The 12,986-nt window shown below is 68.6% G+C and carries 13 protein-coding genes; 9 read left to right on the top strand and 4 right to left on the bottom strand.

Annotation, left to right across the window (positions count from 1 at the left end; all coding sequences use genetic code 11):
- Nucleotides 1–146 precede the first annotated feature (146 nt).
- The 7 genes from ACGFYN_RS38800 to ACGFYN_RS38770 all read left to right on the top strand — a co-directional run bounded on the left by ACGFYN_RS38800 (nt 147) and on the right by ACGFYN_RS38770 (nt 6,612).
- Nucleotides 147–1,319, top strand: a complete 1,173-nt coding sequence (locus ACGFYN_RS38800; protein ID WP_393870683.1) for an ATP-binding protein — start codon at nt 147–149, stop codon at nt 1,317–1,319.
- A complete protein-coding gene (locus ACGFYN_RS38795) occupies nt 1,316–2,158 on the top strand; it encodes a roadblock/LC7 domain-containing protein (protein ID WP_393870682.1) in 843 nt (280 codons plus the stop codon). Before ACGFYN_RS38800 ends, ACGFYN_RS38795 begins: the two co-directional genes overlap by 4 nt.
- Complete coding sequence (locus ACGFYN_RS38790) at nt 2,151–2,546, top strand: DUF742 domain-containing protein (RefSeq protein WP_393870681.1); 396 nt, start codon at nt 2,151–2,153, stop codon at nt 2,544–2,546. The genes ACGFYN_RS38795 and ACGFYN_RS38790 overlap by 8 nt, the downstream gene beginning before the upstream one ends.
- A gap of 3 nt (nt 2,547–2,549) precedes the next feature.
- Entirely contained in the window at nt 2,550–3,110 is a 561-nt protein-coding gene (locus ACGFYN_RS38785; RefSeq protein WP_393870680.1) for an ATP/GTP-binding protein, read from the top strand.
- A gap of 10 nt (nt 3,111–3,120) precedes the next feature.
- Nucleotides 3,121–4,488, top strand: coding sequence for a cytochrome P450 (locus tag ACGFYN_RS38780; RefSeq protein WP_393870679.1), 1,368 nt, complete (start codon nt 3,121–3,123; stop codon nt 4,486–4,488).
- 94 nt (nt 4,489–4,582) lie between these two features.
- Nucleotides 4,583–5,833, top strand: coding sequence for a cytochrome P450 (locus ACGFYN_RS38775; RefSeq protein ID WP_393870678.1), 1,251 nt, complete (start codon nt 4,583–4,585; stop codon nt 5,831–5,833).
- Nucleotides 5,830–6,612 (top strand): enoyl-CoA hydratase/isomerase family protein, encoded by a 783-nt coding sequence (locus ACGFYN_RS38770; protein ID WP_393870677.1) that lies wholly within the window; start codon nt 5,830–5,832, stop codon nt 6,610–6,612. The genes ACGFYN_RS38775 and ACGFYN_RS38770 overlap by 4 nt, the downstream gene beginning before the upstream one ends.
- 15 nt (nt 6,613–6,627) lie before the next feature.
- Here ACGFYN_RS38770 and ACGFYN_RS38765 read toward each other — a convergent pair whose 3' ends face one another.
- The 4 genes from ACGFYN_RS38765 to ACGFYN_RS38750 are packed head-to-tail and all read right to left on the bottom strand — an operon-like array spanning nt 6,628 to nt 11,094.
- The gene (locus tag ACGFYN_RS38765) at nt 6,628–8,055 is read right to left on the bottom strand and encodes an NAD(P)/FAD-dependent oxidoreductase (RefSeq protein WP_393870676.1); all 1,428 of its coding nucleotides are present in this window, start codon (nt 8,053–8,055) and stop codon (nt 6,628–6,630) included.
- Nucleotides 8,056–8,088: 33 nt separating this feature from the next.
- Nucleotides 8,089–9,237: an MAB_1171c family putative transporter gene (locus tag ACGFYN_RS38760; RefSeq protein WP_393870675.1), complete on the bottom strand. Its 1,149-nt coding sequence runs from the start codon at nt 9,235–9,237 to the stop codon at nt 8,089–8,091.
- Nucleotides 9,238–9,292: 55 nt separating this feature from the next.
- Nucleotides 9,293–10,489 carry a hypothetical protein gene (locus ACGFYN_RS38755; RefSeq protein WP_393870674.1) on the bottom strand — a complete coding sequence of 399 codons (1,197 nt, stop codon included), beginning with the start codon at nt 10,487–10,489 and terminating at the stop codon, nt 9,293–9,295.
- Complete coding sequence (locus tag ACGFYN_RS38750) at nt 10,486–11,094, bottom strand: toxin (protein ID WP_393870673.1); 609 nt, start codon at nt 11,092–11,094, stop codon at nt 10,486–10,488. The genes ACGFYN_RS38755 and ACGFYN_RS38750 overlap by 4 nt, the downstream gene beginning before the upstream one ends.
- Nucleotides 11,095–11,380: 286 nt before the next feature.
- Between ACGFYN_RS38750 and ACGFYN_RS38745 the strand changes: the two genes are divergently transcribed.
- Entirely contained in the window at nt 11,381–11,548 is a 168-nt protein-coding gene (locus tag ACGFYN_RS38745; RefSeq protein WP_393870672.1) for a hypothetical protein, read from the top strand.
- Between the two features lie 770 nt (nt 11,549–12,318).
- Nucleotides 12,319–12,984, top strand: a complete 666-nt coding sequence (locus tag ACGFYN_RS38740; protein ID WP_393870671.1) for an SDR family NAD(P)-dependent oxidoreductase — start codon at nt 12,319–12,321, stop codon at nt 12,982–12,984.
- The last annotated feature ends 2 nt before the right edge of the window (nt 12,985–12,986 follow it).

Raw genomic sequence — 12,986 nt, 5'->3', positions numbered from 1 at the left:
TCCACTCACTTCAGGCGCTGACTTGAGGGCCAACTGCTCCGAACGCCACCGCGCTTGAGCATGCGGCATGTTGTGTCGCGGATGCGTACTCACGGGGGAATGTATCCGTCTACGTCCGCATTTCATGCGCCGGGAAAGGTTTCCGCATGACTCGAGAGGCGCTCGCCTGGTGCCTGGTTGCGGTGACGGCGATAGCCGCCGCGGCGATCTGGGTGCTCGTTGTCCGTAACAGGGCCCTGGGACGAAGAAGGCAGCAGGCCGAGGAATCTCTGAACAGTCAGCTCGACGCAGAGCGCGGCAGGCTGGCCGCCGCCAATGCCGAGCTGACGAGGTACCGGCAGCACTTCGACGTGACGATCCGTGAGGCCGAGGAGGCCGCCGAGGAAAGCACGAAGGCGGTCCTGAAGGGCTCCGCCAGCTTCCTGCAGAGCCTTGCGGCCGAGCAGATGACCGTCCTGGAACACATCCAGGCCAAGTACGGCGGCGACGCGGTCCTCGCCGACCTCCTCAACGTGAGCCACGCCAACGCCCAGATTCAGCGGAAGGCGCAGGGCATCGCCGTGCTCTGTGGGGCGCCGGTAGGGCGCCGTAGCCACCCCGCGAGCGTCTACGACGTGGTGCGCAGTGCGACAGGACAGATCCGCAACTTCCGCCGTGTCGAAGTCAGGCAGAAGACCGGGTTCGCCATCAAGTCCTCCGCCGTCACGCCGGTCGCGCTCGCCGTTGCCGAGCTGCTGGACAACGCGGCCAGCTTCTCCCAGCAGGACGCTCCGATCGACGTGACCTTCCAGCGTTTCGGGAACAACCTGGGCATCGTGATCGACGACGGCGGCGTCGGCATGATCGACGAGGAGAAGCAGCGGGCCACCGAGCTGCTGTCCGGCGCCTTCGTTCCACGCCTGTCCCAGCTCGGGAACCAGCCCAAGTTCGGGTTCCCGCTGATCGGTCTCCTCGCCCGCCAGTACGGGTTCCGGGTCGACGTCACCGGAGACTCCCGCTACGGCGGTGTCCGCGCCGTCGTCCTGCTGCCCGAGGGCCTGTGGACGCAGGAGCAGCCCTCCCCGGTGGCCCAGGCCCCGGCGAGCGTCGCGCATGTCGCCGAAGGCGGGACGACACAGCCGCTCCGCACCGTCAACGGACTGCCCAAGCGCGGGGCCCGGCAGACCGCTCGCACCACGACCGGCACTCCGGAAGACCAGCAGCCGCGAACAGCCGAGGATACCGGCACCACTTCCGGCCGCAGGGCGGGCGCCCTGGGGGCCTTGCAACGAGGCACGCTCTCGGGCCGCAACCTCGATACCGAAGGGCCCGACGCATGACCACCGATCTCTCGTGGATGCTCGAGGACATCGTGACGAACGTGCCCAAGGCACTGCACGCGGTCCTCCTCTCCGCGGACGGAGTGCCGCTGGGAGCGTCCGAAGGCCTGGTCGACAACGATGTACAGACCATCTCGGCCGCCATGGCGGGGATGCAATCACTCAGCCAGGCCACGTCTCACTTCATCGAACCGGTCACAGACCCGCGGTGGCACCAGACGATCATCGAGTTCTCCGAGGGGTGGATCTTCCTCATCGGGGCTGGGGCGGGGGCCTACCTCGCCGCAGCCGCCGAACCGGACGTCGACATCCAGCAGATTTCCTTCCGGATGCACCGGCTCGTCGCCCGGCTCCGGAACAACCTGACCTCGCCGCCGCGGGTGGATGCCGAGGAGCCGCCGGCGGGGGCGAATGCCTCCGCCCGGAACGAGGAGCCGGACCGCTCCTCTCCGGTGCTCGCCGAACTCGACAACGTCGTCGACAGCGTGCACGGCGCCCGGCACGTCGTGCTGCTCGGCGTCGACGGCCTGCCCCACGGCACGAGTTCAGGCATCAGCCGGAACCTGGTCGACACGGTCTCCGCCGCGATGATGGGCATTCACGCCTACAGCCGGGTCACCTCCCAGTTCACCGGCGTCAAGCAGGCCGGCTGGCGCCAGACGGTCATCGAGTTCGGGACTGGCTGGATCTTCCTCGTCGCGGGGGTGCGGGGCACCCTGCTGGCCGCGGCCGCCGAACCCGACACCGACATCGAGGAGTTCACCACCCGCCTGCACGAGGTCGTGCCCAAGCTGCACGGGGGATCGACAACGCGGGAAGGGGCGCCTGGCGATGCCTGACGAGCACGGCCAGGACCACGAACTCGAGGTGGAACTGACGTCAGCGTTAGTGCCCTTCTTCGTGATCACGAACGGGCGCGCTCTGCCTACGGACCAGCAGTACGAGCGCACCGCTCTGGTGACCGCGCTCAGGGACGCCTCGGCCGCAGTGCGCACGCTCTCCCCGGAAGCCCAGGCCATCGTGGACCTGGTCGCCCACGGCTTCCTGTCCGTGGCCGAAGTGGCAGGCCACACCCACCTGCCGCTGGGCATCGTGCGCATCCTGCTGGCCCAGCTGGAAGAGAGCGGTCTCGTCCTCGTCAGAAAGCCCGTACCGCGCGCCGAGCCCACCGACCGAGAGCTGCTCGGCGACGTCCTCGCCGGCCTGAAATCCAAATTCGGAGCGTAACCCGTGTACCTGGATCCAGACGTCACTCGCATGGTGAAGATCCTCGTCGTCGGGGCCTTCGGCGTAGGCAAGACCACCTACATCGGCAACATCAGCGAGATCAAGCCCCTGCAGACCGAGGAAGAGATCACCGAAGCCAGCGTCGGTGTCGACGACCTCTCCCGCACACCCGAGAAGACGACCACCACCGTCGCCATGGACTTCGGGCGGCTCACCCTCAGCGACGAACTCGTCCTCTACATCTTCGGAACGCCAGGGCAAGAGCGCTTCAAGGAGATGTGGGAGGAACTCAGCAGGGGAGCCTTGGGCGCTCTGGTCATCGTCGACCCCCAGCGGCTCGACGAGTCGTTCCCCGTCCTGGACCTCGTCGAACGCTTCGGTCTGACCTACGCCATCGGCGTCAACCACTTCGAGGGCGCCACCACCTACCCGCTCGACGAAGTCCGCGAGGCGCTGAACCTGCCCGCGGACACCCCCGTCGTGGCCTGCGACGTACGCGACCAGCAGTCGGCGGCCCATGCACTGATCACCCTCGTGCAGCACCTGAAGTCCCTACTCGACTAGGAGCCCGCCCATGGACCAGCACCACGACAGCAGCCAGGGGATACCAGCCGGTTGCCCCGCACACGGCAACATCCCGCTGTACGGAGCCCAGTTCGGCGCCGACCCCGAGGCCACCTACGGCTACCTGCGCTACCTCGGCCTCAGTGCTGCCGTCGACATTGCTCCCGGTGTCCCGGTCGAGCTGGTCACCAGCTACGACGCAGCCCTGTACATCTTGCAGAACACCGAGATCTTCAGGCGCGACTCGCGCCGCTGGAACGCAATGAACCAGGGACTCGTTCCTGCGGACAGCCCGGCCATCCCCATGATGGGCTACCGGCCCAACGCCCTGTTCAGTGACGGGGCGGCGCACGCCCGCCTGCGCCAGGCCGTCGTCGACAGCCTCGCCACCGTCAACGAACTCCAGCTGCGGCGCAAGGTCCAGCAGTCCGCCCAGTACCTGATCAGCCAGTTCGGTACGGAAACGCGTGGTAATGCCGACGTCATGGTCTCCTACGCCATGCAGTTGCCGCTGCTGGTCTTCAGCGACCTGTTCGGCTGCCCGCCTGAGCTCGGCGACCGTGTGATCGCCGGGATCAGCGGCATTTTCCAGGGCACCCCCGGCGCGAACGAGATCCTCGGCGCCGCGCTCGCCGAGTTGATCGCGCTCAAGCACCGGCAGCCCGGCACCGACCTGACGACGAAGCTCATGCAGCACAAGGCCCAGCTGACCGACGAAGAAGTCCTGCACCAGCTCGTCACCCTGCTCTCCGGCGGCACGGCCCCCACAGCCGCAGCCATCGGCACCAGTACCGCCCTGTACCTCGGCGACGAGGGCCAGGCCGCCCTCCCCGTCGAAGACGCCGTCTACCAGACGCTGTGGAACTACGCGCCGATCGCCAACTACGCGGGCCACTACCCGATCCACGACATCGAACTGGGCGACCGGATCCTCAGGGCAGGCGACCCCGTACTGATCTCCTTCGCGGCAGCCAACACCGACCCCAAGCTCACCCAGCACCGTGAACAGCGCAGCCCCAAGGCCCACTTGTCGTTCGGCGCAGGACCCCACGCCTGCCCGGCCAAGGACCCCGCCTTCATGATCACGGTGACCGCCGTCGAGGCCCTCCTCACCGAGCTGCCCGACCTCGCGATGCGCGTCCCCTTCAAGGACCTCCAGTGGGCCGAGGGGCCGTGGAGTCGCACCCTGGTCGGCCTGCCCGTCCAGTTCACCCCCCGTGCCCTCGCCGCCACCAGCCCGGCGCCCACTGCCGGCCCGCAGCAATCAGCCCCGGCCCCGCACCACGCGGCGGCCGCGGCACCACAGGCAGCGGCCAGGGCGACGCCCCAGCAGCGCGGCCTGTACAGCCGGTTCCGGGCCTGGCTGAACGGCGAGTGACGAAGGTAACCCTCACAGCACCGCCACAAGTGGAATTGTCAATCACCCCATGGGGTACGTATGGCGGCTGGTTTCCCCGGAAGGAGCCGCCATCGTGGTGGTGGACGCACGACCGTCGCACGACCGCCGTTCAGCCGTCAGCCTCTTCGCCCGTCTACGGACGGCGGAGGGGCAGACCGACCCCTTTCCCCTCTACACCGAACTCCGGTCGATGGGCCCCGTCGTCCCCGCGCCCTGGGGCGGCCTGCTCGTGAGCAGCTTCGACATCTGCGACCAGGTGCTGCGCGACCGCACCTGGCTGGAACCGGACAAACACTGGCGGGACAAGCAAGGCCCCCGCACGCGCTGGAACGCCCCGTCCTCGCAGGAGATGAGCAACACCCTGCCCGCCCTCAACCCCCCGGACCACACCCTCGTCCGCCGGATGGCCGGCACCTTCGGCGGCGCTGCCCTCAAACGGGTCCGCCGGACGATCATCCGGGCCACCGATCAGCTCCTGACCTCCCTGGCCGACCAACTTCACCACGGCGAGGCCGACTTCGTCGCCGCGGTGAGCGACGAGCTCCCCGTCGCCGCGATCGGCGACTGGCTCGCCCTGCCGACCGCCGACCGGTCCCGCCTCGTGAAGTTGACCCACGACCAGGTCTTCACGCAGGAGCTGCTGCCCACCGCCAGCCAACTGGCCCTCTCCGACGCCGCCACCGCGGAACTGCGCACCTATTTCATGGACCTGGTCCGCGAACGTCGCCGCCGGCCCGCCGAGGATGTCGTATCGCTGTGGATACGGGCCTGGGACACCATCGAACCCGACCGGGACAAGGCCGACCAGGCCGTGTACTACCTGGCGTTGTTCGTCCTCCTGGCAGCCCTGGAGACCACCTCGACCCTGCTGTCGACCATGGTGCTGCGGCTCCTCGAACAGCCCCTGATGTGGGACCTGCTCGCCGCCAACCCCACCTTCGTGCCGGCGTTCGTGGAAGAAACGCTTCGTTTTGACCCGCCGACACACGTGATCAGCCGCGTCGCCGCCGGCGACCGCACCGTGGGCGGGATCGAGATTCCCCAGGACGCCATGGTCCACCTCATGGTGGGTGCGGCGCACCGCGATCCCGCCCGGCACACGAACCCCGACCGCTTCGACCCCCAGCGTGCCAAGTCCGACCATCTCGCCTTCAGCAACGGCATCCACTACTGCCTCGGCGCACCGCTCGCCCGGCTGGAAGCCCAGACCCTCCTCCACCACCTCGTCAGACGCCTGCCCCGCCTCACCCTCGCGCGACGCCCGTCCTGGGCACCCCGGGTGGCGTTCAGACGCCTTATGAACCTGGACGTCGCCCACGCATGACGCACACCACCGAACCCTTCACCGCCCGCGAGCACAAAGCCGTGGCCGTCGAACCCGACGGCCCGGTGCTCCGCGTCTTCCTCAACCCGGGCCGGCACGACGGCGACTCGCTCAGCGTCGCCGTCCTCGACGACCTGCTCGCCGTCCTCGACGACCTCCACCAGCGGCCCGACATCCGCGTCCTGATCCTGTCGTCCCACGGCGAGAACTTCTGCCGGGGCGCAGACCGCAGCGAATACCAGGCAGCACTCTCCGCGGACCCGACCGGCGCCGCGCTGCGCCGCATCGCGGACAAGGCCCACCGGCTGTGCCAGGCCCTGGAGACCAGCCACGCGATAACGATCGCCCGGCTGCATGGCGAAGTCATCGGCGCCGGCCTCGCGCTCGCCTCCTACTGCGACCTGCGCGCCGCCGTGGACACCAGCCGCTTCCGCATGCCCGAAGTAGGACTGGGCCTTCCGCCTGCCTGGGGAGGAGCCATGGGCCGCCTCATCGCCGAGGCCGGCGCCGCACGGATCCGCGAACTGATGCTCACCTGCGAGCCCTTCGACGCGTACACCGCCCAGCGACTCAACCTCCTGCACAAGATCGCACCCGCTGACCGGCTGGACCGCGTCGTCGACGCCTGGGTGAAGCCACTCGTCCGGCGCCAGCCGGAAGCGCTCGTCCTGACCAAGCGCATGCTGGCCGGCTACGCACGCGCCGACCGCACCGCGGACCCGTCCCTGCTCGACTCCCACCTGCTCGCGGCGCAACTCACCGGCCCTCAGGGCCGGTGACGGCGGGCAACGCGCTCATGGAGCTCCGTGGGCGTCCGTGGCCGCCTTCTTGAGGCACTCAAGGGTCTGCCGCTCGGAGGGCTGCAGGGGAGGCTCACTGATCTGGCGTAGGAGGGGCTTCGTCAACGTGGCCAACAGGGCCGCTGGGCGCACGGCGCGTGAGGGGGGTGCCTGGAGGCTGGTGATGTCCCACAGGGCTGCTGCCGCATTCCAGGAGCTCGTGGCCGCACGGGTCAACCGGCGTACGTACGCAGCCGCCGCGCGGTCGGCGATCGTCGGCCTGCCGCCGCGTACCTCTGGGTAGAGGACGTCCATGGCGACCGCGGTGGACCACGCGGTGTTGACGTGCCGGGACACGCTGTGAAGAACACGCTCGGTGAGGCCGGGGCTGCAGATGCCGCCCTGCTGCAATGCCCGGTAGAGGTCACGAGCGCCGAGAGCGGCCACGGAGATGCCTTGACCGTAGGCCGGGTTGAAGGTGGCCAGGGCGTCGCCGAGTACGAGGAACTGCTCGGGCCACAGTGGAGACTTCTCGAAATAGCGGCGCACGTTACTGGTGCTGCGGCTGACCACGACGTCGGTGAGAGGTTCGGCGCTGGAGATGAGTTGGCCGACGATCGGGTGCGGCAGGCTGAGACAGTATTCGAGGAAGCCCTGCTCATCGCTGGGGGGCTCGCCGCCTCTGGTGCCGCCCGCACTGACCATCCAGCGATTGCCTTCGATCGGCAGCACCATGGCGCTCCGGCCGGGCCGGCCGCTGTAGGGGTTCGCCTGGACCAGGGTCAGCGGAAACGTCTCGGCACCTGCCGGAGTGCGGTATATCCGGGTGGCGTTGGTGAGGCCGGAGTCGACCTTCCTCTCCTTGACCTCGCTGATGCCGATGTCCTTCAGCCATTGGACGTTGCGGGATCCTCGTCCGGTCGTGTCGACCACGAGGTCTGCTTCCAACTCGCTTGTGAGGGTGGTGTCGGCCCCGCTGATGCGGACACCACGTACCCGCAGCGCGTCTCCCAGCAGCCCCTCCACGGTGGCCTGATGGATCGACACATTGGGCGCCTCCAGCAAGACTTCACGGACGACCCAGTCCAGCAGGGCGCGCGTACACGTGAACATGCTGGGGCCGTTGCGCCGGTACCGGCGCAACCAGCCGACGTCGGGCGCGAGGGTCAGCATGCCGTTGCCCATCGAGATCCGGTGTGCGCCCGCCTCGATGAGGCGCTCACGCAGGCTGTCTGTGAAGAGGATCTCCATGGCGGACAGACCACCGGCCATGAGCAGGTGGGCATGCTGCCCCTGGGGCACGCCTCGCCGGTTCTCGGGTCCGTCGGGAAGCACATCCCTTTCGAGCAGGAGAACCTCTGCGTCGCGAGCCGCCCGGGCGATCGCCGCTGCGGCGAGCAGCCCGGCTATTCCTGCTCCGATCACGACAGCTCTCTGCGGCAACTGATGCTCCTCGGTGGGGTCGTGGGACACGTATCAAGCCTGTACCCGGTCTGGCGGCGATGCCCGAACTCGGTTCACAGCGTTCGCCAGGTCGACCAGATCAAGGGTGATGCGGAAGTTGTCAGGCGGATCAGGCAAGCCGTCCGTCTGCCCCGACGCCCGGAGAATGCCATCTATGATCATCGCCTTCTCCGAATTTATGCGCGCCACCTCCTCTGTGGCGCCGCGCCTGACCGCGGCCGCGTACGCGGTGCGGCCGACGTGCTGGTCGAACTGCGCGCTCAGCTGAAGCAAGGCGTCGTGGATGTTGGCCTCGAGCAGGTAGAGACGGCTGCTGGGCAGCTGCCACCACAGCTGCCACCACTGTGGTTCCGCCTTCGGAGTGGTGGTCAGGTCCCGCAAGGCCGACCACAGGGGCCTGAGCGCGCGATAGTTGATCAGGTTCTGCCTCTCCGCCGCGGCGGAGGCGAGACGTGGAAGGACGAAGCCGGCGGAGTAGATCAGTGCGCCGAGGGAGGCGGCGGGCGGCGCCACGGTGGTCGACAGGACGTCCAGGTCGTATCCGCACCAACGGGCCACGACTGCAGTGCTCTTGGCGAGTTCGAAACCGACGACGTCCAGCAGCAGCCCGGCAAGGATCAACCGCAGACCGATGCGCAGCAGGCCCGTGACCTCGTCCCGTGCCCACCTCAGGCAGACGACGCTGAGGACGATGGTGCTGGCCAGGTGCCCCACCAGATAGAGAACGATCATCTCGCGCATGTAAGGGGTGTTGGCGTAGTACGTGTCGAGGTCGGTGAGCCGCTCGGCGCGGGCGTCGGCGAGAGCGAACAGTACGCAGATGGCGATGATCAGCGCCCCGTACACCGCGATGCTCCACTGGACCATGCGCCGTATCCGGTCCTGCGGGCCGCCCCTCCAGTGGATCAGCAAGATGATCAAGGAGCAGCTGAAGGCGCTGATCGAGCTGTATGTGATCGGCGCACCCACGTTGGGAATGCCGGTGGCGCGGTTGACCGCGGCCAATGTCGCCGGAGCGGCGCAGGTGAAGCACACGGCGCCGAGGAGCGCGGTCGCGCGCGTGGGAACAGTCAGCGGGGTGCGGGGAGTCCTGCGTGACCGGCGAAGCAGCATGGCGGCCACAACCAGCAGAAAAGCCGCCGTATACACGACAAGACTCATAATCGAGGACTTCCGTTCTGCAGGCTGTGGGGGGAGGCGGCCCTGGATCCGCGCATCACGCCGATCCAGCTCTGGCAGGGCCAGGCGCCGGCGAGCGTGCCTCCCGCGCGGACCTCTTGACGGCGTCAGCGATGAGGACCAGCGCCTTCGGGTCGCGCGGAAGCGGCAGGGGAGTCGACTCGCCGACGGAATCACGTGCGGGCTGTGTGCTTCTCTGCGCGGCCGCGGCGATCGTGGCGGCCCACGCGGCGGCAGCGGCGAGATCTTGTACGGCAGGCCCGTGTTCGCGCCGCTGCCCCGGCGCCCGCAGCCTGTTCAACTCCGCTTCGTAGAAGTCGTCGTAGAGCTGCTGATCGAGAACCGTTTCAATCTCGCGCAGGCCGTTGAGAATGCTGCTGCGGCGCCAGGTGGCCCACAGAAGCGGCGAACGTGGTCGTTCGACACGCAGCGCACGCTCCCGCAGAAGAGGATCGAGTACGGCATCCAGGGGCGCCAGGCGCACGAAGTCGCCCCAGGTGGACAGGCGGTGACCGGCCACCGGCAGCAGGACCCCCGCCACCGTGAGCAGTGCACCGAGACCGGCGCACATGGGTGGGATGGACGTTCCGAATACCGGCCAGTCCCGGCCGGACCACTGTGCTGCAACGGCGATGAGCTTGGAGCTGCTGTAGCCGGCACTGAGCACCGTGCCTGTACCAATCGTCAGCAGGCTGGCCCGCAGCCAGGGTCGCTGCCGCACGTCCGGCTCGCGAGCCCAGCGCAGAGCCCACAGGGCACTGACCGTCGTGGCCGTCAGGTGGGCGAGGAGGTAGAGCACGACCATCTCGGCGACCCACGGTGTCATCGCATAGTAAGTGTCGAAGTCGGTGCGTCGCTCCTCGGCGGCGTTCCCGAGGGCGAAGAGAACGGCAATGCCGACAAGCACCGCCGCGTAGCTGTAGATCCAGTTCCGTGTCGTGCGGCGCATGGAGGGACCACCGCGCCAACAGGCGATAAGGATCAGCAGGGCCGCACTGTATGCGGTGATCGCCGTATAGGTCAGCGGTGCGGCCAGGTTGGGTACACGGGTGACGCGGTTGATCAGTGCGACCGTGGGCGGCGCTCCGAAGAGGAAGCACAGCGAGGCGAATCCCAGGACCCCGACGATGGCACGCAGCGACGGGTCCAATCGGCGGCGGGCCAAGTCGGGCAGCCTGAACAGCAGCGCTGTCCAGAGCAGCCCGCAACTGACGTAGTTGATCGCCCCGTTCATCTCCGGCTCCTCTGGTAGCCGAGCGAGTCGGCGATGCGACGGGCCGTATCGCCGGCGATCACATCCCGCTCCATCAGCGCTCGCATCTGCTGGCCGACGAGAATGCCGAAGAGCTCGGCTTCCTTCTCGGGATCCTCATCGAAACTCGAGCGTGCGGCGGCCGGTTGGGCACCGTGCGAAGGGCCCGGTCCCAGAGGGGAGCACGCCTCGGCCGCCGACTGCTCCGGGGTGAGGCCATCCTTCTGCCGCATGTGCCACAGCTCGTGACCCAGGATCTGCGCTTGGTGCCAGATCTCGGCATCCGCCTCAACGATGACGTCGTCCTGGTGTGTTCGCTCCACCCACATCCCGGTGGCGCCGAACTTGCGGGGGATGCGGACTCGGTGAACCTCGAGCCTCCGCTCGCCGCGCCACCGCCTGGCGGACTCGACCAGCGCCTGGAACAGATCCTCAGGGTCGGGCAGGGACTGCGGTGTGCCTGCCTGCCTCTCGTCGGCGTCGAGCCCCTCCCGGATGGGGCCGATCAGGGTTTCCGCGAGTTCCTGCATCTCCTTGTCGCGCTGCCGAATTCGCCGCCACTGCCGTATGCCGGCCAGAGGATCCATCACCGTTCGCTCCAGTTCGAAGGGAATGGGAAGCCGTGCCGGGAGGCAAGGGCGGGATTCACCGAGCGACAGCAAGGCGCCTGCCCCGTGTTGGGCAGCTCGCCAGCATGATCGATCATGCTGCAGACCACCCTGTTCGTGAGTCCGCCGCCGGCCAGTCCCCGGTAGGCGTCATCTGCTGGCACTGAGCATTCTCCTGAGCGCGTTGGGAGATCAGGGCTGGACCCGACTGAGGGTATATGCGCCGCCTCTCGCCTGGTCGGCAATGTTAGGACCTTCCGCTTCCGTGGAGGAGATCCGCCGGGAGGATGAACATGACCTGCGTGCCCTTCCTCACCTCGATCCGCAGGATGATGCGGTCGTCGGAGGCTGCCTGCCATGCTCGGCAGCGTTGTCCACGTTCGTGGTGGTCCTGCGGGAGGCCGTCACGACGTCGCCGGGCCAGTGGGCCTGATCGGCCGGGGACGAGCGCGCAGTGGCGCATCGGGGTCAGCGTTCTGACCGGCCTGCGGTCGCCGCTACCAGACGAATTGAGGCTCAGACGCGGGCTGTCGAACTCCCTCGTCCGCGGGACGCCCGCGCAAGGCCAAACCTACGGCCCAACTGCCCGACGCGTTTCCCTTTCGCCAGCGCTGCGGCGGTTTTTCCAGTACTCGAGCGCATGGGAGGCGCGAACGGGTGACAGTTCAGTTGGAGGGGCCGGGGGTAGAGGGGACGAGGGTGCCTGGACCCGCCTGGATTGAGGCCTCTCGCCGGCCGGCGGACCGCCGAGCTCATGGATCACTGGGGCGGCGATCACGGCGGCCTGCCCATCGTCGTGCCCAGCCGTCGCCCGCCCGGACCGGCCGCCCGCCGGGGCTATCCGCTCATGACGTACGTGCTCGACGGCATCGAGAGTGCCATGGCCCAGGCCAAGGCCGCCGAGGGTGGCAAGGACGTGCAGGTCACGGGGCGTACACGGGGCAGCGGGTGCTCGACGCCGGGGCACTGGACGAGGTGCAGATCCACCAGATCGCCGTGCTGGAGATCGTCCAGGTGATCGACACCCCGGAGGCCGCCCACATCCGCTACCGCGTGCGGCACTGATCTGTGCCGGTGTGGTGCCGGATGTCGCCGCGGGGGAGCGGACCGGTGCCGCGAGTGGTGTGCTGGACGGGGGTGGGCCTGGGCGAGCCTCGGGCCCGGAGCCCCGGCAGTGACCGTCCGGACGAAGGAAGTGCCGCCATGACCACCATCGCCGTCATCGGAGCCGGACCGGGCCTCGGTGCCGCCGTCGCCCGCCGCTTCGGCCGTGAGGGATTCGACGTGGCGCTCGTCTCCCGCAGCCAGGAGCGGGCGAACGCACTCGCCGCGGACCTGGCGGGCGCGGGCGTCACGGCACGAGGCTTCGCCGCCGACGTACGCGATCCGAAGGCCCTGGCGGCCGCACTCGACACGGCGCACACCGAGCTGGGCCCGATCGAGGTCCTGCAGTACAGCCCGGTCCCGCAAAGGGAGTTCATGCTGCCGGTGCTGGAGACCACGCACATCGACCTCGTCGGACCGATCGAGTTCTCCGTCTACGGCCCCGTCGCCGCGGTCCAGCAGGTGCTGCCCGGGATGCGTGCCCTGGGCCGGGGCACCGTCCTGTTCGTGAACGGCGGCAGCGCCGTCCTGCCGCACCCCGACCGGGCCGGCACCTCCATCGCCTTCGCCGCCGAGAGCGCCTACGGCCATCTGCTGCACGACGTGCTCGCCGGCGAGGGCATCCACGTCGCGCAGCTCATCATCCCCGGCGCGATCATCCCCGGACACCACCGCAAGGACCCGGTCGTCCTCGCGGACACGCTGTGGGACATGCACCGCACGCGCCACGGCTTCCGGCACTTCGCCGACGACCTCGACTCCTGACG

The organism is Streptomyces sp. NPDC048419, assembly GCF_043200415.1.
Lineage (GTDB): Bacteria > Actinomycetota > Actinomycetes > Streptomycetales > Streptomycetaceae > Streptomyces.
The sequence above is the reverse complement of the archived record's forward strand: the minus strand, read 5'-3'. Positions and strand labels throughout refer to the sequence as shown.

Coding starts and splice junctions, on each gene's coding strand:
- ACGFYN_RS38750 (WP_393870673.1), bottom strand. CDS start 11,094: ATGGATCCTCTGGCCGGCATACGGCAGTGGCGGCGAATTCGGCAGCGC.
- ACGFYN_RS38740 (WP_393870671.1), top strand. CDS start 12,319: ATGACCACCATCGCCGTCATCGGAGCCGGACCGGGCCTCGGTGCCGCC.
- ACGFYN_RS38755 (WP_393870674.1), bottom strand. CDS start 10,489: ATGAACGGGGCGATCAACTACGTCAGTTGCGGGCTGCTCTGGACAGCG.
- ACGFYN_RS38780 (WP_393870679.1), top strand. CDS start 3,121: ATGGACCAGCACCACGACAGCAGCCAGGGGATACCAGCCGGTTGCCCC.
- ACGFYN_RS38760 (WP_393870675.1), bottom strand. CDS start 9,237: ATGAGTCTTGTCGTGTATACGGCGGCTTTTCTGCTGGTTGTGGCCGCC.
- ACGFYN_RS38770 (WP_393870677.1), top strand. CDS start 5,830: ATGACGCACACCACCGAACCCTTCACCGCCCGCGAGCACAAAGCCGTG.
- ACGFYN_RS38795 (WP_393870682.1), top strand. CDS start 1,316: ATGACCACCGATCTCTCGTGGATGCTCGAGGACATCGTGACGAACGTG.
- ACGFYN_RS38790 (WP_393870681.1), top strand. CDS start 2,151: ATGCCTGACGAGCACGGCCAGGACCACGAACTCGAGGTGGAACTGACG.
- ACGFYN_RS38800 (WP_393870683.1), top strand. CDS start 147: ATGACTCGAGAGGCGCTCGCCTGGTGCCTGGTTGCGGTGACGGCGATA.